The 20,017-nt window shown below is 47.7% G+C and carries 19 protein-coding genes; 8 read left to right on the top strand and 11 right to left on the bottom strand.

What is annotated here, in order from left to right; genetic code table 11:
- Positions 1 to 19: 19 nt before the first annotated feature.
- Together CGC64_RS18035 and CGC64_RS18025 are read right to left on the bottom strand one after the other, a co-directional pair.
- A complete protein-coding gene (locus CGC64_RS18035) occupies positions 20 to 430 on the bottom strand; it encodes a DUF6769 family protein (RefSeq protein ID WP_005678904.1) in 411 nt (136 codons plus the stop codon).
- A 395-nt stretch (positions 431 to 825) separates the two neighbouring features.
- Positions 826 to 2,463 carry an ABC-F family ATP-binding cassette domain-containing protein gene (locus CGC64_RS18025; protein ID WP_005679753.1) on the bottom strand — a complete coding sequence of 546 codons (1,638 nt, stop codon included), beginning with the start codon at positions 2,461 to 2,463 and terminating at the stop codon, positions 826 to 828.
- Between the two features lie 119 nt (positions 2,464 to 2,582).
- On the opposite strand from CGC64_RS18025, the gene CGC64_RS18020 reads away from it, so the two are divergent.
- Positions 2,583 to 2,981 (top strand): response regulator, encoded by a 399-nt coding sequence (locus CGC64_RS18020; RefSeq protein WP_005679754.1) that lies wholly within the window; start codon positions 2,583 to 2,585, stop codon positions 2,979 to 2,981.
- Between the two features lie 631 nt (positions 2,982 to 3,612).
- Here the strand turns inward: CGC64_RS18020 and CGC64_RS18010 are convergent.
- From CGC64_RS18010 to CGC64_RS17990, 4 genes are all read right to left on the bottom strand, one after another.
- Positions 3,613 to 4,818, bottom strand: coding sequence for a DUF4373 domain-containing protein (locus tag CGC64_RS18010; RefSeq protein WP_005679755.1), 1,206 nt, complete (start codon positions 4,816 to 4,818; stop codon positions 3,613 to 3,615).
- A 93-nt stretch (positions 4,819 to 4,911) separates the two neighbouring features.
- Positions 4,912 to 5,352 (bottom strand): N-acetylmuramoyl-L-alanine amidase, encoded by a 441-nt coding sequence (locus tag CGC64_RS18005; RefSeq protein ID WP_005679756.1) that lies wholly within the window; start codon positions 5,350 to 5,352, stop codon positions 4,912 to 4,914.
- A gap of 23 nt (positions 5,353 to 5,375) precedes the next feature.
- Positions 5,376 to 6,050 carry an NUMOD4 domain-containing protein gene (locus CGC64_RS18000; protein WP_005679757.1) on the bottom strand — a complete coding sequence of 225 codons (675 nt, stop codon included), beginning with the start codon at positions 6,048 to 6,050 and terminating at the stop codon, positions 5,376 to 5,378.
- 338 nt (positions 6,051 to 6,388) lie between these two features.
- Positions 6,389 to 6,727, bottom strand: a complete 339-nt coding sequence (locus CGC64_RS17990; RefSeq protein WP_005679763.1) for an SH3 beta-barrel fold-containing protein — start codon at positions 6,725 to 6,727, stop codon at positions 6,389 to 6,391.
- A 171-nt stretch (positions 6,728 to 6,898) separates the two neighbouring features.
- Between CGC64_RS17990 and CGC64_RS17985 the strand changes: the two genes are divergently transcribed.
- On the top strand, positions 6,899 to 7,465 hold the full coding sequence (locus CGC64_RS17985) for a hypothetical protein (protein WP_005679764.1): 567 nt from the start codon (positions 6,899 to 6,901) through the stop codon (positions 7,463 to 7,465).
- A 286-nt stretch (positions 7,466 to 7,751) separates the two neighbouring features.
- Here CGC64_RS17985 and CGC64_RS17980 read toward each other — a convergent pair whose 3' ends face one another.
- Complete coding sequence (locus CGC64_RS17980) at positions 7,752 to 8,012, bottom strand: DUF4248 domain-containing protein (protein WP_022042224.1); 261 nt, start codon at positions 8,010 to 8,012, stop codon at positions 7,752 to 7,754.
- A 248-nt stretch (positions 8,013 to 8,260) separates the two neighbouring features.
- Here CGC64_RS17980 and CGC64_RS17975 point away from each other — a divergent pair, with 248 nt between their 5' ends.
- Positions 8,261 to 8,782 (top strand): HU family DNA-binding protein, encoded by a 522-nt coding sequence (locus CGC64_RS17975; RefSeq protein WP_005679767.1) that lies wholly within the window; start codon positions 8,261 to 8,263, stop codon positions 8,780 to 8,782.
- Between the two features lie 458 nt (positions 8,783 to 9,240).
- Here the strand turns inward: CGC64_RS17975 and CGC64_RS17970 are convergent, their stop codons facing one another.
- On the bottom strand, positions 9,241 to 11,490 hold the full coding sequence (locus CGC64_RS17970; protein WP_005679768.1) for an inorganic phosphate transporter: 2,250 nt from the start codon (positions 11,488 to 11,490) through the stop codon (positions 9,241 to 9,243).
- Between the two features lie 250 nt (positions 11,491 to 11,740).
- Here CGC64_RS17970 and CGC64_RS19275 point away from each other — a divergent pair, with 250 nt between their 5' ends.
- Entirely contained in the window at positions 11,741 to 11,863 is a 123-nt protein-coding gene (locus CGC64_RS19275) for a hypothetical protein (protein WP_259888152.1), read from the top strand.
- Positions 11,864 to 11,994: 131 nt separating this feature from the next.
- On the opposite strand, the gene CGC64_RS17960 is transcribed toward CGC64_RS19275, so the two are convergent.
- Complete coding sequence (locus CGC64_RS17960; RefSeq protein ID WP_005679629.1) at positions 11,995 to 14,082, bottom strand: RNA degradosome polyphosphate kinase; 2,088 nt, start codon at positions 14,080 to 14,082, stop codon at positions 11,995 to 11,997.
- A gap of 55 nt (positions 14,083 to 14,137) precedes the next feature.
- On the opposite strand from CGC64_RS17960, the gene CGC64_RS17955 reads away from it, so the two are divergent.
- From CGC64_RS17955 to rfbB, 3 genes are all read left to right on the top strand, one after another.
- Entirely contained in the window at positions 14,138 to 14,632 is a 495-nt protein-coding gene (locus CGC64_RS17955; protein ID WP_005679628.1) for a metallophosphoesterase family protein, read from the top strand.
- Positions 14,633 to 14,704: 72 nt separating this feature from the next.
- On the top strand, positions 14,705 to 15,574 hold the full coding sequence (gene rfbA, locus CGC64_RS17950; RefSeq protein ID WP_005679627.1) for a glucose-1-phosphate thymidylyltransferase RfbA: 870 nt from the start codon (positions 14,705 to 14,707) through the stop codon (positions 15,572 to 15,574).
- A gap of 21 nt (positions 15,575 to 15,595) precedes the next feature.
- Positions 15,596 to 16,732: a dTDP-glucose 4,6-dehydratase gene (gene rfbB / locus CGC64_RS17945; protein ID WP_005679626.1), complete on the top strand. Its 1,137-nt coding sequence runs from the start codon at positions 15,596 to 15,598 to the stop codon at positions 16,730 to 16,732.
- 640 nt (positions 16,733 to 17,372) lie between these two features.
- On the opposite strand, the gene CGC64_RS17935 is transcribed toward rfbB, so the two are convergent.
- Positions 17,373 to 18,266, bottom strand: a complete 894-nt coding sequence (locus CGC64_RS17935; protein ID WP_005679625.1) for a 1,4-dihydroxy-2-naphthoate polyprenyltransferase — start codon at positions 18,264 to 18,266, stop codon at positions 17,373 to 17,375.
- A gap of 99 nt (positions 18,267 to 18,365) precedes the next feature.
- Here CGC64_RS17935 and CGC64_RS17930 point away from each other — a divergent pair, with 99 nt between their 5' ends.
- A complete protein-coding gene (locus CGC64_RS17930; RefSeq protein WP_005679624.1) occupies positions 18,366 to 19,424 on the top strand; it encodes a metallophosphoesterase in 1,059 nt (352 codons plus the stop codon).
- On the opposite strand, the gene nadD is transcribed toward CGC64_RS17930, so the two are convergent.
- Entirely contained in the window at positions 19,406 to 19,999 is a 594-nt protein-coding gene (gene nadD / locus CGC64_RS17925; protein WP_005679623.1) for a nicotinate (nicotinamide) nucleotide adenylyltransferase, read from the bottom strand. The genes CGC64_RS17930 and nadD overlap by 19 nt on opposite strands.
- Positions 20,000 to 20,017 lie beyond the last annotated feature (18 nt).

Here is a 20,017-nt window from a genome sequence, read left to right as displayed (position 1 = left end):
GTTTGCATTCACGTTGGTCTTACGCGAAAACAGAATAGGGAGGGGCGCGGAGAGAGGTGGTACGGGGGATGTTCGTCCCGTGCAGCGAGTCTCGGTAGACGTAATAGTTCTTGACCCGTCTCTCTTGTGGTTTTAGCAGATGTTCGATGATTCCGTCCGTAAACAGGGTGGCGATGAACACATAGTCCGGTCCGCTATCTGTGTGGAAGGAAGGAATGGGAGAGTGGAAGCGCGTCATACATTCGCTGCTGCAACATGAGTCGCTTGCCGGATGATGATGATGTTTGGGACATTGCTGTTCTACGGGCAAGTCCTGTTTCATGCAAATCGCTCCGTTGGGGTGGTGATGATGAGGAATAACGGCTGCCGTCAACATGATAATGTTGATAAAAAGCAGCAATGTTACTATATATCGTTTCTTCCTTTTCATCCTTTCTTTTGGATATGTATCGGCTTCAGCTTGATTATTTGAACGTTACAAAGATACAAAAACTTTTTCTCCGTTAAAAGCCGATAACATCTTTTATTATTTGTTCTTCTTCAAATTTGGTGGCAATTTAACCAGTCGGTGGTATCTCCATTCTCCTCCTTCGGGAAGGAGGAGTACCCGTAGGGGGAGGTGGTAGGTGAATGCGTAAGTCAGTTATTATCAGCATTGTGTATCCACCTACCACCCCGGCTTTCAGCCACCCCTCCTTCCCGAAGGAGGGGAATGGAAATACTACCGACTGGTTAAATTGCCACCAAATTTGAAGAAGAACCCTCCTCCTTCGGGAAGAAAGAGAAAGGTATACTACCGGCTATAAAGGGATACTACCGGCTATTTTATTTCTTTTCCAGTTCTTGCAGCGAATCCATTTTCTTTTTTTCAAGGAACTCGTAGATGCCGCAAAGATGTTCCGTCACTTTCTGATTGCCAAACTCATACACCTTTGAAACCAGTCCGTCGAGGAAGTCACGGTCGTGGGAGACAACGATCAGAGTGCCGTCGAAGTCGAGTAGCGCCTGTTTCAGAATATCTTTGGTTTTCATGTCGAGGTGATTCGTGGGCTCATCGAGAATGAGGAGATTGACCGGTTCCAGCAACAATTTAATCATTGCCAGACGTGTCCGTTCCCCGCCCGAAAGCACTTTCACCTTCTTCATTGATTCCTCCGGTCCGCCAAACATAAACGCACCCAGCAAATCACGGATTTTGTTCCGGATCTCACCTTTCGCCACATCGTCAATCGTCTGGAAAACCGTCAGGTTTTCGTCCATGAGCGAAGCCTGGTTTTGTGCAAAATATCCTATTTGTACGTTATGGCCCAGCGTCAGTGTCCCCTCGTGTTCGATTTCCTTCATGATACACTTCACGAGCGTAGATTTACCCTCGCCGTTCTTCCCGACAAAGGCAACCTTGTCCCCGCGTTCCACCGTCAGGTTTGCGTTGCGGAACACCACGTGATTGCCATACGTTTTGCCGACACCTTCCATAATCACCGGATAACTTCCCGAACGGGGCGAAGGTGGAAATTTCAACCGCAAAGCGGAAGTATCTTCCTCATCTACCTCCAGCAGTTCCAGCTTTTCCAGCATCTTGACACGGCTCTGCACTTGCAACGTCTTCGAATACGTTCCTTTGAAGCGTTCGATGAACTCTTTCGTCTCAGCGATAAATTTCTGCTGCTCGTCATAAGCCTTCTGTTGCTGTTCGCGACGTTCTTTGCGCAAGGTCAGATATTGGGAGTAATTCACTTTATAATCGTAGATACGTCCCATTGTCACTTCAATAGTGCGGGTGGTGATGTTGTCCACAAACTTGCGGTCGTGGCTGATGACAATCACCGCTTTGCCGTTGTTGATCAGAAAATCTTCGAGCCATTGGATAGATTCGATGTCGAGGTGGTTCGTCGGCTCGTCGAGCAGGAGCACGTCCGGTTTCTGCAACAGCAGCTTTGCCAGCTCGATGCGCATCCGCCAGCCGCCGCTGAAATCGCTCGTCTGCCGTTGGAAATCCTCGCGGGTGAACCCGAGGCCGAGCAGCGACTTTTCCACATCTTCCTCGTAGTTGGTGGCATCGATCGAATAGAACTTCTCGCTTAAGGCGGAAACCTCCTCAATGAGAGCCATATAACTGTCGCTTTCGTAGTCCGTCCGCGTTTCCAGCTCTTTGTTCAGACGGTCGATCTGCGCCTCCATTTCGTGCAGGTGAGCAAAGGCCTGCGCCGTTTCGTCAAACACTGTCCGTCCGTCTTCCGTCATCAAATGTTGGGGCAGGTAGGCCACAACGCAGTCTTTGGGTGCGGAAACCTTGCCGCGCGTCGGTTGCCGTACACCTGCCAGAATTTTGAGCAGCGTACTCTTACCCGCACCGTTTTTTCCCATAAGGGCGATACGGTCTTTTTCATTAATAACGAAAGAAATATCACTAAATAAGGTCGTGCCGCCAAATTCCACGGCCAGTCCGTCAACAGAAATCATATTATTCTTTTATTTTGAGGCGCAAAGATAGCGAAATATATGAATATTTTTTATACCTTGCGGGCTGAAAAGAGATATTAACCAAAAATGACAAATAAAAAAAGCAATATAATAACAATATGGAAAGTGAACAAACGAGTGTACTGAGACCCCTCATTTTAGTGGCTGAGGACGACGACAGCAACTTTAAATTGATTAAAGCTATCATAGGTAAAAAATGTGATATCGAATGGGCGAAGAACGGCGAAGAAATGGTGCAGTTGTTTCAAGAACACCAACATAGAGCGAGTGCCATACTAATGGATATCAAAATGCCGTTGATGAACGGGCTGGAGGCTACGAAGATTATTCGTGAGTCGAATACGGAAATCCCCATTATCATGCAGACAGCTTATGCTTTCAGCTCCGACAAGGAAAACGCGATGAAGGCGGGAGCTACCGAAGTGTTGGTGAAACCGATCACTTTGAGTATTCTCCGTACCACCCTAAGTAAATACTTACCCGACTTGCAATGGTAGAATAGATACTTAAAAAGAATAAATAGGGTAGAACTGCGGGACCGGTACCGTTTAGTAGAAATAGGGTATCACAAGGCGCACTTGAAAAATGAAATAGGCGGACTTTACGGTCGGTCTATTTTTTGTTCTTCCCGTTTATTTTTTTTCGTTCCCGTTTATTGTTAGAGTTTTGTTTCATTATAGGGGTGGATTATTAGAGTTCTTTTTTCATACAGGGGGCAACTATGGAATTTTTTGATTCTTCTTCAAATTTGGTGGTAAAATTAATTGAGAAAATAATAATTTGATAGTCGATAGTATTCAACAATAATTTGATAGTCGATAGTATTCAATAATAATTTGATAGTCGATAGTATTCAATAATAATTTGATAGTCGATAGTATTCTCCATTCTCCTCCTTCGGGAAGGAGGAGTCCCCGTAGGGGGAGGTGGTAGGTGAATGCGTAAGTCAGTTATTATCAGCATTGTGTATCCACCTACCACCCCGGCTTTCAGCCACCCCTCCTTCCCCGAAGGAGGGGAATGGAAATACTACCGACTGGCTAAATAACCACCAAATTTGAAGAAGAACCGATTTTTTCATAGCACAGGGGGCTTCGGAACGTTGAGGTGATTGCGGTTGCACCCGCGTCACCTTCCTCTCACCAGTTTCTTCAATGTCCCGTTGTAGGTGTTCTCAAATTCCGTCGGATGATTAAGGGCCCAGAGGATGTAATCTCCCGGTTCGTTTTTTTTGAGCAGGGTGGGGCGGTATTCGTTGCTGAGAATCTTCCATAAAGTGCCTCCCGGTCCGCCCAGTTCTTTGCGTCGGGCGAGGGCGGTGATTGCGTTCACGGTCTGTTCTTTCCGGATGCCGATTGTTTGAAGGTTCATGTGCAGGAGAGTTTCGGAGCTGCCTCCGGCGGTTACTCCTTGGGGGGGAATGCTGTTTCTTCCGTTATCTCTTTGGGGATTCCCTTTTTCTCCGGAAGGATTTTCTATTACTTCAGGATAAGTTCCCTTTTCTTCAGAATAACATTCTTTTATTTCAGAATAATTTCCGAAATTTCCAAAAGACAAACCACTTACAACGACAGGCGGAGCCTGAAAAACGCCGTTTGACGGCACGGGCGGCATTTCATTCTCTGTCTCTTTTCCGGCTTTCCGCCTATTCTCTGTCTCTTTGTCTTTTTCTATCTCTTTCTCTCTATCTCTATCTCTTTCCTTCTCCGTTTCCTGTTTACCTTTGGTGTCTGTTTCCTCTTTTGTTTGTGGGATTGTTGTAGCAATTTCGGGAGATTTTGCTGCATTAATTCCTGTTTTTGTAGCATAGACATCATTTACTGCTGCATCACTGACAGTTCCGTTTCCGGTTCCCGCTCGGTTTTCGTTTCTATTTTCGTTTTCACTTTTTGCTATGCTGTTTTCCTTTCCGTATTCGTCCTTTTGTTGTTCCGTTTCTCCGTCCGTGATTAGCCAGAAATGTTCCAACGGTAATTTGTATTTTCTCCGGCTGTCGGTGATAATTTTGTGATATTGTTCCTGAATAACTTGTGAAGTGAGTACGCTATACACCTTATATATATGGGGGTCGAATAATCCCACCGCCAGACAGTCGTCGATAATGGCCTGCATTTCCGCCTCCTCGCAACAGGCTTCCTGTGCAACGTCGAACAATGTGTCCTGATTCCACGGGACATAATACCCTTTTTCTTTGTAGATGAGGCAGAACAGTGAAGTGAGCGCGGCAATCCCTGCTGCGTGGTGACGGCTGGAGATACGTCGCACCTTTCTGTCTTGCAGGAAATTGACGTCGAGTGGAAAATAATCTAAACCGGATTTGGAAATACGGGCCATTTGGATTGAATTAAAAATTAATGATTAGTTCGGGTTTCGTGGGTGCGGCACCCTGAATTTCATCGCAGAGGACACCGATGTGTACGACTCAGTTCAGAATCCCTCTTTCTGAACATCGAAGCACGGACAGGCTTTCATGTACTCGTTGGGCGAGATAACGCCGTCGCCGTTGAGGTCGGGGCTGGTGTCACGGTGTCCGAGCACCTGCTTCACACCGGGGAAGACAAGCCGTAGCGCCTTCACCAGTCGGATGAGTGCGGTGCGTTGCGCGTCGGTGCGTGTATCGGCGGGGCGACCGTCCTTGTCCAGTCCGCCGACATAGCAGATGCCGATTGCCCGTTTGTTCCACCCCATGCAATGTGCGCCGTCGAGGGTGACGTCTCTTCCGGGTTCGATTGTTCCGTCGAGGCGGATGACATAGTGGTAACCGATCGTCCAGAATCCGCGGGCACGGTGCCAGCTTTCGATGTCGGCGGCGGTGATGTCCTGTTCCGCACGGGTGGCGGAACAGTGAATGATAATAGCGTCTTTCATCTTGAAAATCTCCTTTCTTTTGTTTATTTTAAATTGCTGATAATTAAGTGAATGCCTTTCTCCCTTCGGACGCTCCGGTAGCTGAACCCCAGCGCGGCGGCCTCTTCGGCGGACAGGAGCCGGTAATATTGCCGGGTGACGGAGTGGCGGACGGGGGTGCAGTCGGGAGGAATGGGCAGATAAGGCAGGTGCCACCGCCGCATCGTATGCAGCCGTACCCGTTCGGGATGCGTGAGTTTCAGTTGCAACCAGCTGTATTGCGCGCTGTTCAGTTTTTCCTCTTTCACCATTGACTTCATGGAAGGGTACGGGTGGAGGATCGTCCCGCTTTCGTCCGTCACGGCGCAGGGAATGGAGCGCGGCACGTTAACGGGACGAAGCCCGGTGCGGATAGCGTGCATCAAGTTGTCGTAGGCGTCGCACCATTCGAGGTTGGACACATGATTGTTGAGCGTATTTCCGTCGAGGTGGTTCACTTGCGGGAGTTTTTTCGGGTTGGGGATAAACGTTTCCGCTACCAGTCGGTGCACATAGCGCGCGGCATGAATCCCTTTCTGATAGATGTATATAGCCTCATAACCATTGTGGAGGAGACTGCTGCTCAATATCTTTTTTTGAGGTTTCTTCAGGCTCATGATCCGCCCGTGGTCCGACACCATATAATCATTGTTTTCTTTGATAAATCTCCAGTTTTCCATACTTGATGTTGTTTATAATGTTAATAAAATTATGCTTTGTTAAAAATAGTCCTCCTCCGCCGGATGCGGAAAGAGAAACGGCGTTTCCTGTCTTCATAAAACGGCGTTTCGTGCACACAGAAACGGCGTGGACTGTATGTGTTAAACGGCGTGGTCTGCAATCGTTGCGCGGCGGGGGCGGAGTGCCGGCGTGTCATCGTCCGGCAGCGGTTCGAGGCGTTCGGCGCAGTGGACGAGGAATTCCAGTTCCTCCCGGCAGCCTTCGATCGCCTCGTAGAGCGAATCTACGTTGTATTGTCGGCAGAGCCTTTCCCACTCTTTGCGTTCTTCGGGCGTCCTCATTCGGCACGGAGGAAATTTTCGGCGTGGAATGTCCGCCAGCCTTTGGCTTCGAGGTCGTAGTAGACGACGAACGTGTTTTCCGGCCGTGGCGTATACGGGCGGTGGAAACAATGTTCGTATCCGGTGAGCGTTCCTACGGCGTGACGGATGCTTCCGTCCTGCTTGGTATAATAAAAACTGACGTTAGCTAAGTACATTTTGCGAATTAAAACGTCTATCTGATGCGCAACGACAAGTGCCTCGCGTTTGTCCATGCCATTGTTTTGACGAATAACGGCGGCCCGCTTCATGAGTCGTATCCGCCGGAGGGAATGATTTTTTTTAATTTCGGTCATTATATTCAATTATTTTTCATTGATTTCGTCGGTAAAGGTAGAGGAAGGGTAACACATAAAGGGTTCATGTTTGAGTTATTTTAGGAGATAAAGTAAGAAAGTGTCACGCGTGACGCATAATGTTAAAAATAATATCCGATATTTGTCGGCATTATTTACGAAATATTAATTATGATGACAAAACAATTATCTAGTGAAACAGTTGATACTGTGGACAATGGAACTAAAACAAGTGTTGAAAATGTAGTTGAAAACGCAGCTAAAAGTAAAGTGGAAACGGGTACAAACAAGCATGAGAGGAATCGGAGAAGATCTAGTGATTTCGACGAAGAAGACTGGCAGGAAAAAGGAAAAGTAATCGACGAGGTGAAAATTTGTTCTTATGAGAACAATTACAAAGAGGTTTATTTTGCCAAACAAACAGACACCTCCATATCAACGGTCAGACGTATATTCTCGTTCAGAACGCAGAAAACGGCGGCTAGCTGGTCGTCGATTTTCAAACTGGTCAAGTGTCTTTCCAATGAGTGTGTCAACGCCAACCATTTGGTCGTCCTCTTGGGAACGATGCTGCTTTATCTGGTCGGAAACGCCGCAAAGGTACATTTCTATCTCGAAGGGAATAGAAAGTTTTTTATCGAAATTAAGTTCAAAAAGGATGTGACGGTATTTAAAAAGGGAGAGAAGGAACCCGTGGGCGACAATGAACGCAGAAATATTGATGATGAGTTCAAATAAGATAAGTACTGTGAGAACTTGGTATAATCTTCTGCCGGGAAAACGCTTGTTGATGCCGATTTACTCGTTCGCAAATCCGTACATTGTGAAATGAAGATATTCCCGACCCGGAGATGAACAGCCGTTCTATCCGGGTTGGGAATATTGTTTTTGGTTAAAAATGGTACGTGATATGGCTGCGCAGGACGCTTGCCGAGGGCAGCACTTTCTGGTTCACGTTGCCTTATGTGTCCCGAATATGAGTATATCAATCTCGATGTGGGTTCGTCCGGTACCGGAGAGCTTTCTAAGGCTCTCCCAAAAATCGAAAGAACAGCCCGACTTGTGCAGGAGTCAACAGGATTGCTTTTCCGGTATACCCCGAACGGGCGAGTGCCGCTTGCAGTTCCGTGTTTTTGGCAATCCAGCTGCGGAGCGTCCGGCGGGCAGAGGCAGGCTGGATGTGGGGTAGGTAGAGGGCGGCCAGTTGACTTTTACTGTATGCTTGTATGCGGGCGGAGGTTGTTTTCTCTTCCGGAATTGAAGTTTCTGTGGTAGTTGTTTTCATTGTTACTGCTTTTTTATTGGATTGTTCGTTTCGGTTATAAAGGTACGTGATTTTTTGTTGTCTGGTACTTCTTTGGACAGAAGTGCTTACAGGCAGCATTTGTGCGAAACGGTTTGAACTTGCTCTCTCCCGTCACGACTTGTCACATCGTGTCTCTCGACTTTCTTTGGCCCGTTTACTTTTGTCGGCGTAATCGGTTACAGAGACAATTGATCCATTAATCATTAAAAAGAAAGGAAAACAGTAGTATGCCATTAATTTACAAACCTTACCAGGCAACGCTTGCCAACAAAGAAGGACAGAAACTCTTTTATCCCCGCCTGGTGAAAATCGGGAGAACGGTCAACACGCAGAAAATGGCGGAATTGATTGCCGAAAAGGCTTCGTTGACGGCGGGCGACGTGCACAACGTGATTCGGAATCTGATGTCCGTGATGCGCGAACAGTTGCTCAATAGCCGCACAGTGCGTCTCGAAGGATTGGGAACATTCACTATGGTTGCCAAAGCCTGCGGAAAAGGCGTGGAACAGGAAAGCAAAGTCAGCAGCTCGCAAATCGTTTCGCTGCGCTGTCAGTTCACGCCGGAGTACACCCGGTCTGCCGGAAACACGACCCGCGCACTGACTGCCGGAGTGGAATTTGTACACGTCAAAGACGTAGCAGCCGGTCTGATTGCCGACGGTGATACGGAAAATCCGGGCGGCGATGACAAACCCGGCGGCGGAAACACACCCGGTGGCGGTGGTGTAACGCCGGACCCGTCTGTCTAAACGAATTATTAACCTTAAAAAAAGAAAAAGATGAAACTATTTCTTGAAAAACTGCTTGATATTCTCGAAGCGCTTCTGCGCTTCCGTCGCCGGAGAAACGGAAAGACGGAGAAGGATTAGCAGCCGGCAGAAAAAAAGAGAGACCGGCAGGAAAAAAGAAAGAAAAGTATGACGTAAAACGAAAACGTGCCACCCGCACGTAGTTCCACCAAGCGAAAGCGGGCAGGTGGAACGGACAAAAAAAGAGGGTGACTAAAAGTCAAGAGTATCTGAAAACTTCCGACTGTTTAGTCACCCTCTGCCTGTTTTTGGGTTTATCTCTCATTGTACATCTATGGTTCCCCAACCTAAAAATGACTTAGTAATTCTGCACTTTGAATAAACCCTCTTTTGTGTGTTTTTATATATTTCATCGTAACATCTCTGTCTGAGACTTCTGTAACATTTCCGTCTGACTTTTACGGCATTTCCGTTTCCACTTGGAATTTCCGGCTTACTTTCATCAGGTTGATTGTATAAGTCACCACGTTCTGTGCCTCCTGAACCATTGTCAGATAAACCATGCTGACCCGGATACTGCCCGCCTGACTTTGGATGCGCTGCAACTCCTTGCGTTTCAGCAACGAAAGCTGTCCGTTGAGGTCGTTGGCACGGCGGACTTCTTCTTCCATATCGTTGTACTCATTATTCTCCATTTTCTTGCGGCATTGCTGAATCAGGTAGGTAATGTCCTCGGACACATCGCTGAATTCTCCTTTTTGGATAGCGTCCAGCGGATTGAAGTTATTGTCGATATGCTCCAGACACGGTTCGCAAAGGCGGGAAATGCTATACACCAGTTCGCTGGCAAAGTCGTTGCCCTGATAGTAGTACAGCCCTTTTTCGAGCACGGTGTTATTGTCGAGGCGGCACATGGCTACCGTTCCCGTGCGCTTCATCTGCTTGACAAGTTGTTTCTCGAACTTTGTGGAACCCATGGCACGGCGCAGTCCCCGCAAGTTTTCGTGGATAAACGAGGTGACGGTCAACTCGAAGTTCGTCTCTGCGTATTCGAGAACTTTGCAAAGCTCTTCGCGGGTATGTTTGCGCATCAGTTGCAGCGCTTCTTCGCTGTCCGATGTTTGCATCAGTTGTTTGAGAGTTTCGTTGCCTTGTTCTTTTGCTTTGCGTTTCTTATACATCACCTGGCTGCGTATCAGGATGAATGCTGCCAGAGCGATGAGGGCAATGATTGAAATATTTCCACCGAAATGCAGCACGAGGGCGACGAAGAAACAGATCGTGAAGGCAGCTCCGGCAGTGATAAACCAACCGCCGATGACGCTCAGTACGCCTGTGATACGGTAAACGGCTGAGTCACGTCCCCAGGCACGGTCGGCGAGCGAAGTACCCATGGCTACCATGAAAGTGACGTAAGTGGTGGACAGCGGGAGTTTCAGCGAAGTTCCCAGTGCGATGAGCAGGCCGGCAAGGACAAGGTTCACGGAGGCGCGGACGAGGTCGAAAGCACCTCCGTCGGCGATGATCGCTTCGTCTTTGCGGAAGCGGGTGTCCAGCCATTTCTTGGTGCTGTCCGGGGTGATGCGTGAGATGCCGTTGGCGAGTGTCATGCTGAAACGGACGATTGTACGGGCTATCGGGGTGCTTCCGAAGGTTTCTTCGCCTTCGTCCTGACGGGAGAGGTCGACGGAAGTTTTGATTACCGCGTGTGCCTTCTTGGAGGTGCAAAGGGCGTAGACCATGATAGCGCCGGCGCCGATGAGGAAGTACCACGGAGTTTTGGCGGGGCCGAGCAGTGAGGTCATCAGAAATCCGTCCGGATTGCCGTTGCCGTTGGCCGTGAAATCCATGAAGGACGAGAAGCCTGCGAGGGGAACGCCGATGAAGTTCACAAGGTCATTGCCGGCAAAGGCGAGGGCGAGGGCGAAAGTACCCATGAGTACTACTACTTTGAAGACATTGATTTTCAGCCAGTGAAGGATCTGCATTAGTATGGTGAAGAATACGAAGAACACACTGATAAGCATCCAAGTGTTGTCCTGTATCCATTGCTTGTTTTCGGGGGTCATGAAGGAACTGTCTTTCAGTCCTTTGATGAGCATGAAATAGATTATGGAGGTGGCGGCCACGCCTCCGAACAGTGCAATGCTGTATTTCATCTTTTTCGTGTAGTTGAACGTGAAGATGACACGGGCCAGCCATTGGACGAGCATACCGAAAAAGAAGGCGATTGCCACGGATACGAATATCGCCATGATGACGGAAAGGGCTTTGTCGGTGTTTATCAGGTCGCCCAACCCGAGGGTGTCGCTGTTACGGACTTTGATGAGGGAGAGGGCGAAGGTTCCTCCCAGCAGCTCGAAGACGAGGGATACGGTGGTGGAGGTAGGCATTCCCATTGAATTGAATACGTCCAGCAGGACAACGTCGGTGAGCATGACGGCAAGCAGGATACACATGATTTCTGCAAAGTAGAAGTGCTCGGGTTGGTAGATGCCGTGCCGGGCAATGTCCATCATGCCGTTAGAGAGCGATGCTCCGATGAATATGCCGATGCCTGCAATAAACAGGATGGTCTTGAAGGAGGCCGCCTTGGCACCTACCGCCGAATTGAGGAAGTTAACCGCATCGTTACTCACACCGACGATCAGGTCGAATATGGCTAGTACGAAGAGGAAAATGATAATGCATAAATAAATTGTCTCCATAAATGTGTGTATGTTATTTCCGCCTGCAAAGGACGGAGTTTGAGGTTGCAGGGGGATGTCATACTTGTTACATTTGTGTTACAACTTTCTTTCTTTTGTCTTGAAACAAAAGAAAGAGACAGAGAAACAAACAAAAAATTTGGTTATAAGGTGAATTAGTGAAATAATGACTTGACAGTTTATAGTCGGTGGTATCTCCATTCTCCTCCTTCGGGAAGGAGGAGTCCCCGTAGGGGGAGGTGGTAGGTGAATGCGTAAGTCTGTTATTATCAGCATTGTGTATCCACCTACCACCCCGGCTTTCAGCCACCCCTCCTTCCTGAAGGAGGGGAATGGAGATACCACCGACTGGCTAAATTACCACCAAACTTGAAGAAAAATCCGCTCCGTTACGGAAGCTCGCTTGACGGATAAAAAAGTAGTCCGGGGAAACCATGCGGGTGGGTGCGGCATGGGGCGTTATATGTGTTATAGTTATATAGGGTTATATAGGGTTATATAGAGTTATGTGGGATTATGTGGAAGCAGGCTGTTTTTTAGTTGCTCGTAAAAATTATATTGTGCGCGGACGCTTGGGGTACCGGGCGTTCTTTTCTTGAATACGTTTTGCAGTTGGGCGTCTACCCAGCAGGCTTTTTGGTTGTCGGCCAGTTGGATGTTCAGCATTTCTATCAGGCTGGCACGCAGGTCGGGGTCGAGTATCGGGGTGACCGCTTCGATACGCCGGTAGAGGTTGCGGCGCATCCAGTCGGGGGAACCCATGAATACTTTCGGGTGGTGGTTGTTGCCGAAGTACCAGATGCGGGCGTGTTCCAGAAAACTGTCGACAATACGGGTGACACGGATGTTACGACTGTATGACTGCCCGGGGATGAGACAGCAGATGCCACGGACGATGAGGTCGATCTGAACGCCGTGTTCGGAGGCGTTATAGAGGCGGTTAATCATTGCAGGGTCTTGGAGGGCGTTCATCTTGAGGATGATACGTCCACCCTTGCCTTGGTCGGCAAGTTCTATTTCACGGTCGATGAGGCGGTTCAGTTCGGGGATGAGGTTGAAACGGGCGACAAGGAGAGTCGTGAATTTGGGGTCTTCTTTACCTTGCAGGGTGCGGAAGAGGTTGTATAGGTCGTTCACGATTTCCTTGCGGCAGGTGAACAGGCCGCAGTCGGCGTAGAGGGTGGCAGTCTTCTCGTTGAAATTGCCGGTGCTGATATAAGCGTAGCTGGGGAGCTTCTCGCCGTTCTGTCCGCGACGGCGGACGAGGGCTACCTTGGCATGCACTTTCAGTCCCGGGATACTATATATTATCTTTATGCCGGCGGCTTGCATCATTTCGGCGGTGGCAAGGTTGTTCTCTTCATCGAAGCGGGCTTTCAGCTCAACGAATACGGTTACTTTCTTGCCGTTTTGGGCGGCGGCTATCAGGGTGTTGATAACGGCGGAGTTTTCTGCCACACGGTATTGTGTGACCATGATTTCCCGCGTTTCCGGGTTATGAACGGCTTCATAAAGGAAATGGATGAAGTGTTCGAAGGAATGATACGGATAATATAAGAGCAGGTCCTTCCGGGCGACGTAGTTGAAAATGGATTCTTTCTCGTCGAGGACGGTTAGCTTCATCGGCTTTGGCTTCTCAAGGCTGTGGAGCGACTTGTTCGGGTTGGGGAGGTGACGCAGGTCTTCCAGATTCAGATGCTTGTCGCCGGGGACAAGCTCGTCACGCTGGATGCGGAAGGCGTCCACCAGAAAATCGAGGAAGTCTTGCGGCATGGCACGGTCGTAGACGAAGCGGCAGACGTCGCCGATCTTGCGTTTCTTTACTTTTTTCTTCAGTTGGGCTACAAGGTCGGCGCTGCTGGCGGTGTCGTCAATCAGGATGTCAGCGTCGCGGGAGATCTTGATGCAGTAGCTGGAGTCGACGTCGTAGCCGGGGAAGATCAGGTTTAAGTTCGCCTTGATGATGTCTTCGGTGAACATCAGATAATGGTCTTTCTCATGTGCGGGAAGTTCGATGAAACGGGGCACTTTGGCATAAGGCTGTTTCATGACGAAGTAATACGGCTGCTGCCGTTGCTCTGCCTCATTCTCTTTTTTCGGATAAACTCGTATGGCCAGATAGAGGCGGTTGTCCCGGAGGAAAGAGACGATTTTGTCCTTCGATACCGGTACGGGTTGCAGGTAAGGGAAGATTTCTTCCCGGAAAAAATCTTTGATAAATTGTTGGTGGAACGGCTCCACGTGTCTGTCCTGATAGAAAATGATATGGTTTCTACGTAGGGCGGGGAGTATTTTCTGTTCGTAGATGTGCACACGGTCGTCCAGCTGCCGGGTGACTTCCCGGTTGATTTCCTCTACCAGTTCACGGGCAGATTGTACGGTTTCTTCATCGCTTTCCGTTGCTCCGGAAGCCACTGCTTTATGGTCGGCCACCCGGATTTTGTAAAACTCCTCCAGATTGGAAGAGTAGATTGAGATGAAGTTAATCCGCTCGTAGAGCGGCAAATGTTCATCCGTTGCCTCCAACAATACGCGGTAATTGAATGAGAGCCAACTGATATCTCGCTTGAAATAATTATATTTGCTTTCCATGTACTTTAAGATTTTTCCAAATATAGTATCTTTGCGGGATTAAACAAAGAAAATTATGACAAGAATAGGATTATTATCAGATACTCACGCTTACTGGGACGAGAAATACCTGGAATATTTTGAACCGTGCGATGAAATCTGGCACGCGGGCGATATCGGTTCGTTGGAGGTAGCGGAAAAATTGGCGGCTTTCCGGCCGTTACGGGCAGTCTACGGGAATATTGATGGGCAGGAAATCCGGAAGTTGTTTCCGCAGGTGAACCGTTTTACGGTGGACGGTGCGGAAGTACTCATAAAACACATCGGAGGCTATCCGGGAAAGTACGATCCTTCCATTGTCGGAAGCCTGATGACGCGGCCGCCGAAACTCTTTATCAGCGGGCATTCTCATATATTAAAGGTGAAATATGACAAAACGTTGGATATGCTGCACATCAACCCGGGAGCGGCGGGAATGTCCGGATTTCATAAAGTACGTACATTGGTGCGGTTTGTCATTGACGAAGGAGCGTTCAAGGATTTGGAAGTTATCGAGCTGGCGGATAAATAACTTCGCATTATTTTTGTCATTTCGGATTTCTTTCCGACCTTTGCAGCCAGTGAATGAATAACAAAGACGAACATGAAAGGAATTATTCTGGCCGGTGGAAGTGCTACCCGCCTCTATCCGCTATCTAAGGCGATTTCTAAACAGATCATGCCTGTGTACGACAAGCCGATGATTTATTATCCGTTGTCTACACTGATGTTGGCGGGAATACGCGAAGTATTGGTTATCTCTACTCCACGTGACTTGCCGATGTTCCGCGATCTGCTGGGAACAGGTGAAGAACTGGGAATGTCCTTCTCTTATCAGGTGCAGGAGCAACCCAACGGTCTGGCACAGGCTTTCGTATTGGGAGCCGATTTCCTGAACGGTGAACCGGGATGTCTGATTTTGGGCGATAATATGTTCTACGGCCAGGGATTTTCCGCCATGCTCCGCCGTGCTGCCAGTGTGGAGAAAGGAGCTTGCATATTCGGTTATTACGTGAAAGATCCCCGCGCTTACGGTGTGGTGGAATTTGACGAGACGGGCAAAGTCGTTTCCCTGGAAGAGAAACCTGCCGTTCCGAAAAGCAATTATGCCGTTCCCGGATTGTATTTCTATGACGCTACCGTGACGGAAAAGGCTGCCGCCCTCCGTCCTTCCGCCCGTGGAGAATATGAAATAACGGACTTAAACCGCCTCTATCTGGAAGAAGACACGCTGAAAGTGGAACTTTTCGGACGTGGATTTGCATGGCTCGATACCGGTAACTGTGACAGTTTGCTGGAAGCCTCCAACTTTGTTGCCACCATTCAGAACCGTCAAGGTTTTTATGTCAGTTGCATCGAAGAAATCGCATGGCGTCAGGGCTGGATTCCGACGGAACAGCTGCTTCTGCTCGGCCGGCAACTCGAAAAGACGGAATACGGCAAATACCTTATTGAACTGGCAAAACAATCCTAAAATCAACATAATAAGAAATATATGAAAACTTATCTGGTGACCGGTGCCGCAGGATTTATCGGCGCAAACTACATTAAGTATATTCTGGCAAAACATAGCGACGTGAAGGTCGTGATTCTGGATGCTTTGACGTATGCAGGAAATTTGGGAACCATTGCCAAGGATATCGACAATGAACGCTGCTTTTTTATCAAGGGAGATATTTGCAGCCGCGAAGTAGTAGACGGTCTGTTTGCTGAGTATCGCTTCGATTACGTGGTGAATTTCGCTGCCGAAAGCCATGTGGACCGTAGCATTGAAAACCCGCAGTTGTTCTTGATTACTAATATTCTCGGCACGCAGAACTTGTTGGACTGTGCACGCCGCGCGTGGGTAATGGGCAAGGACGAACAGGGCTACCCGACTTGGAGGAAAGGTGTGCGCTATCATCAGGTTTCTACCGACGAAGTGTATGGCTCTCTGGGTGCTGAAGGGTTTTTCACGGAGGCTACGCCGCTTTGTCCGCATAGCCCGTACAGCGCTTCCAAGACTAGCGCGGATATGGTCGTTATGGCCTATCACGACACTTATAAAATGCCGGTTACGATTACCCGTTGCTCAAATAACTACGGCCCGTATCATTTCCCGGAAAAACTGATTCCATTGATTATCAAGAATATCCTTGAAGGTAAACATCTGCCTGTCTACGGCGACGGAAGTAACGTGCGTGACTGGTTGTATGTGGAAGATCATTGCAAGGCGATTGACCTCGTTGTGCGCGAAGGCAAAGAGGGAGAGGTCTACAACGTAGGTGGACACAACGAAAAGACAAACCTCGAAATTGTGAAACTGACTATCTCGACCATTCACCGCTTGATGACGGAACATCCCGAATATCGCCAAATGCTTAAAAAGAAAGTGAAAGGTGAAAACGGAGAAATCTCAATCGACTGGATTAACGAGGATTTGATTACTTTTGTCAAAGACCGCCTCGGACACGACCAGCGTTACGCAATCGACCCGACCAAAATTACCAATGCCTTAGGTTGGTATCCCGAAACGAAATTCGAAGTCGGCATTGTGAAGACTATCGAATGGTACTTGAATAACCAGCCGTGGGTGGAAGAAGTAACTAGCGGAGATTATCAAGGCTATTACGAAAAAATGTACGGGAAATAGGAAGATAAGATAGTAGGAGATTGATAATAGGGGAAGATAAGATAGTAGGAGATTGATAATAGAGGAAGATTAAGATAGTAGGAGATTGATAATAGGGGAAGATTAAGATAGTAGGAGATTGATAATAGAGGAAGATAAGATAGTAGGAGAAAATAAGATAATAGAGGATTGATAATAGGAGATAGAAAAAGAACGTTAGAAAAAAGAAGGTTTTTCTTTAGATATAATTATAATGTGCATTTAACAAGTCGGTGGTAACTCCATTCCCCTCCTTCCGGGAAGGAGGGGTGGCTGAAAGCCGGGGTGGTAGGTGCGCCTATTTGTTTTAATAATAGACTTATGTACTCACCTACCACCTCCCCCTACGGGGACTCCTCCTTCCCGAAGGAGGAGAGTATTGGATACTATCGACTATGAACTGTTGAATTATTTTTCCCTAATTTATCTTGTCGTCAAATTTGACAAAGAACCTATAAGAAAACACTTGTGTCGCTAAATAATAAGTCACTAATAACGTATAATAAGTCGTTAATAACGTGTAATAAGTCACTAATAACGTATAATAAGTCGTTAATAACGTATAACTGTTAATGTCTTGTCTTGTTAATAATGCTAACCCGGTAATTTTCACTTTCAACTTTCAACCTAATAATAGCCCTAACGACAAAAGGACTCCCATGAGCAGCATATTACGCGACGTTTCGCCTAATATGTTGTTTAGTTTTTTACCATTATATATACGTACCATTTTTTTCCATGTGAAGAAGTGGGGGATCAGATAAAGTTGCGGAAGCAGTCCCGCATAAAAATGTCCTTCACTCAAGAACCGGAGACAGAGCAAGGACGCTGTTATTCCCAGTGCCAGATAAAAATAGCGTCCGAACTTCTCACCGAAACGGACGATAATGGTTTGTTTTCCGCTTCGTGCATCCGCTTCGCGGTCGCGGTAATTATTGACAACAAGTAAAGTGTCAATGAGTAGTCCGCAAACGAGTGAGGCTACGGTAACATCCGGCGTCCATGTTAGCGCTTGCACATAGTAGGTTCCACCTACGGGGACAAAACCGAAAAAAATGATTACTAAAACATCTCCCCAACCGTTGTAGGATAGGGGATAAGGTCCGGTTGTATAGAGAAAAGCAAAAAGTACACAGAGAACGCCGACGATAATCAGCTCCCACCCCGCATAGAAAAGCAGCGTACAACCGATGAGGCAGGCAAGGGTAACCGTGACGATGATTCCCGTTTTCATTGCCTGAAGAGAAATCCAACCTTGCGCACAGGCGCGTTCAGGCCCCAGGCGGTCTTCCCTGTCCGTCCCTTTGAGGAAGTCAAAAAGGTCATTGATAAAGTTGGCGGCAATCTGCATCAGGCTGGCGAACACGCAACAGATTAGTGCAGGTAACCATTCAAAATGCCCGTCCATGGCGGCAAGTGCAGTACCTATTAAAACGGGAGTAACTGCACCTGTCAGAGTCTTGGGGCGTGCCGCTAATATCCATGCTTGCAGTGAGTTACGCTTTATTTCTTTCATGCTTTAATATATTATAGAGAGTTTTGACGGACAAAGATAGATGATTTTTCGTATCTTTGCACCCCCGAAATACTTCAAAATACTTCAAATTAAGAGAAAATGAAGAAAATAATTTATTCCGTTATCTTGTTGACACTGCTTTCGCTGGCCTCTTGTAAGTCGAAGAAAAATATGGTGTCCACTTTGCCTTCGCCTGTTTTAAATACAGATTCCGTTCATGCGGATACCGCTTCCACTGTCCCGGCAGATGTTTTTGCGCCGGATCATGCCGGACTCAAAGAGCTGGATGTCTCGAAAGAAAAGAAAAGTGAACCGGCAAAGAAACAAACCATTGCCGGAACCGAATCTGCTGATCGTGTACTTCGTGAAGCCAAAATCACTTCATCAACCGAAAGTGTGTCATCCGCTTATGCAGGTGTCGACCGTGTCGTGAAATATGATTTCACTCACCGGGATGTTCCCGAAGCTTTTGAAGGTTTCCGCATTGCCTTCGTCTCCGATTTGCATTATAAAAGCCTGTTGAAAGAACAAGGACTGAACAACCTTGTCCGTCTGTTGATTGCCCAAAAGGCCGATGTCCTGCTAATGGGAGGTGACTATCAGGAAGGTTGCGAATATGTGGAACCTTTGTTCGCTGCCCTTTCCCGTGTGAAAACGCCCATGGGGACATACGGCGTAATGGGAAACAATGATTACGAACGCTGTCACGACGAAATTGTCCGTACAATGAAACATTATGGGATGAGGGTGTTGGAACATGAGGTAGATACTCTTCGGAAAGACGGCCAGCAGATCATTATCGCAGGCGTACGCAATCCTTTCGACTTGACACACAACGGCGTGTCGCCTACATTGGCACTCTCTCCCAAAGATTTTGTCATATTATTAGTACATACACCGGACTATATCGAAGATGTTTCAGTGGCTAACACCGACCTTGCTCTGGCCGGGCATACCCACGGCGGACAAGTCCGTGTCTTTGGAGTCGCCCCGGTGTTAAATTCTCATTACGGAAACCGCTTCTTAACCGGGCTGGCCTACAACACCGCAAAAATTCCCCTTATTATAACAAACGGAATCGGCACTTCACAACTCCCGATTCGCATTGGTGCACCGGCAGAAGTGGTAATGATAACGCTTCATCGGTTGGCGGAGTAGTATTGTAAATTTGTTTTTATATATTCCCAAGCTGCCGGATGCAGAAAATACCGTATATCTTTTCCTGTGTCCAGTGCTTTGCGAATAAATGTAGAACTGATCTCGAATACAGGTGAATGGACGAGGCGTACAGTTTCCGGCAATTCATCTTCTTTTACGGGGTAGTTGGGGCGGGGATAAATCAGAATGTTGTTCTCTTTTAGGATACGCTCCGACTGATACCAACGGTCGAAACGCGCCCAGTTGTCAGAGCCGATAATGAAATAGAAGTCCCGTTCGGGATAAGCAGCGCGTAGCTTTTCCAATGTATGCACGCTGTAAGAGGGACGTGGCAGGTGAAACTCGAAATCCGAAGCTTGAAAATGCGGATAACCGTTGATAGATAACTCCACCAATTTAAGACGCAGCCCGTCACTCCATAATTCGGACTGCGTTTTTAAGGGATTCTGTGGGCTGACCATAAACCAGATTTCGTCCAACCCTTCGTATTCGCAAAGATAATTGGCCAAGGCAAGATGTCCGATATGAATCGGGTTGAATGAGCCGCTAAAGATTCCGGTTTTATGTTTCTTCATTTGTATCTTTCTGTCTGG

It is taken from the genome of Bacteroides caccae, from assembly GCF_002222615.2.
Lineage (GTDB): Bacteria > Bacteroidota > Bacteroidia > Bacteroidales > Bacteroidaceae > Bacteroides > Bacteroides caccae.
This window is presented reverse-complemented; position numbering and strand designations above follow the sequence as displayed.

Excerpts from the sequence above, each read along its gene's own strand:
- CGC64_RS17960 (WP_005679629.1), bottom strand. The coding sequence starts at position 14,082 with ATGGAAAGCAAATATAATTATTTCAAGCGAGATATCAGTTGGCTCTCA.
- CGC64_RS17970 (WP_005679768.1), bottom strand. The coding sequence starts at position 11,490 with ATGGAGACAATTTATTTATGCATTATCATTTTCCTCTTCGTACTAGCC.
- nadD (WP_005679623.1), bottom strand. The coding sequence starts at position 19,999 with ATGAAGAAACATAAAACCGGAATCTTTAGCGGCTCATTCAACCCGATT.
- CGC64_RS17935 (WP_005679625.1), bottom strand. The coding sequence starts at position 18,266 with ATGAAAGAAATAAAGCGTAACTCACTGCAAGCATGGATATTAGCGGCA.
- CGC64_RS17955 (WP_005679628.1), top strand. The coding sequence starts at position 14,138 with ATGACAAGAATAGGATTATTATCAGATACTCACGCTTACTGGGACGAG.
- CGC64_RS18010 (WP_005679755.1), bottom strand. The coding sequence starts at position 4,818 with ATGGCCCGTATTTCCAAATCCGGTTTAGATTATTTTCCACTCGACGTC.
- CGC64_RS17930 (WP_005679624.1), top strand. The coding sequence starts at position 18,366 with ATGAAGAAAATAATTTATTCCGTTATCTTGTTGACACTGCTTTCGCTG.
- CGC64_RS18020 (WP_005679754.1), top strand. The coding sequence starts at position 2,583 with ATGGAAAGTGAACAAACGAGTGTACTGAGACCCCTCATTTTAGTGGCT.
- CGC64_RS19275 (WP_259888152.1), top strand. The coding sequence starts at position 11,741 with ATGCGTAAGTCTGTTATTATCAGCATTGTGTATCCACCTACCACCCCG.
- CGC64_RS17975 (WP_005679767.1), top strand. The coding sequence starts at position 8,261 with ATGCCATTAATTTACAAACCTTACCAGGCAACGCTTGCCAACAAAGAA.
- CGC64_RS18035 (WP_005678904.1), bottom strand. The coding sequence starts at position 430 with ATGAAAAGGAAGAAACGATATATAGTAACATTGCTGCTTTTTATCAAC.
- CGC64_RS18005 (WP_005679756.1), bottom strand. The coding sequence starts at position 5,352 with ATGAAAGACGCTATTATCATTCACTGTTCCGCCACCCGTGCGGAACAG.
- CGC64_RS17990 (WP_005679763.1), bottom strand. The coding sequence starts at position 6,727 with ATGACCGAAATTAAAAAAAATCATTCCCTCCGGCGGATACGACTCATG.
- rfbA (WP_005679627.1), top strand. The coding sequence starts at position 14,705 with ATGAAAGGAATTATTCTGGCCGGTGGAAGTGCTACCCGCCTCTATCCG.
- CGC64_RS18000 (WP_005679757.1), bottom strand. The coding sequence starts at position 6,050 with ATGGAAAACTGGAGATTTATCAAAGAAAACAATGATTATATGGTGTCG.
- CGC64_RS17985 (WP_005679764.1), top strand. The coding sequence starts at position 6,899 with ATGATGACAAAACAATTATCTAGTGAAACAGTTGATACTGTGGACAAT.
- CGC64_RS18025 (WP_005679753.1), bottom strand. The coding sequence starts at position 2,463 with ATGATTTCTGTTGACGGACTGGCCGTGGAATTTGGCGGCACGACCTTA.
- rfbB (WP_005679626.1), top strand. The coding sequence starts at position 15,596 with ATGAAAACTTATCTGGTGACCGGTGCCGCAGGATTTATCGGCGCAAAC.
- CGC64_RS17980 (WP_022042224.1), bottom strand. The coding sequence starts at position 8,012 with ATGAAAACAACTACCACAGAAACTTCAATTCCGGAAGAGAAAACAACC.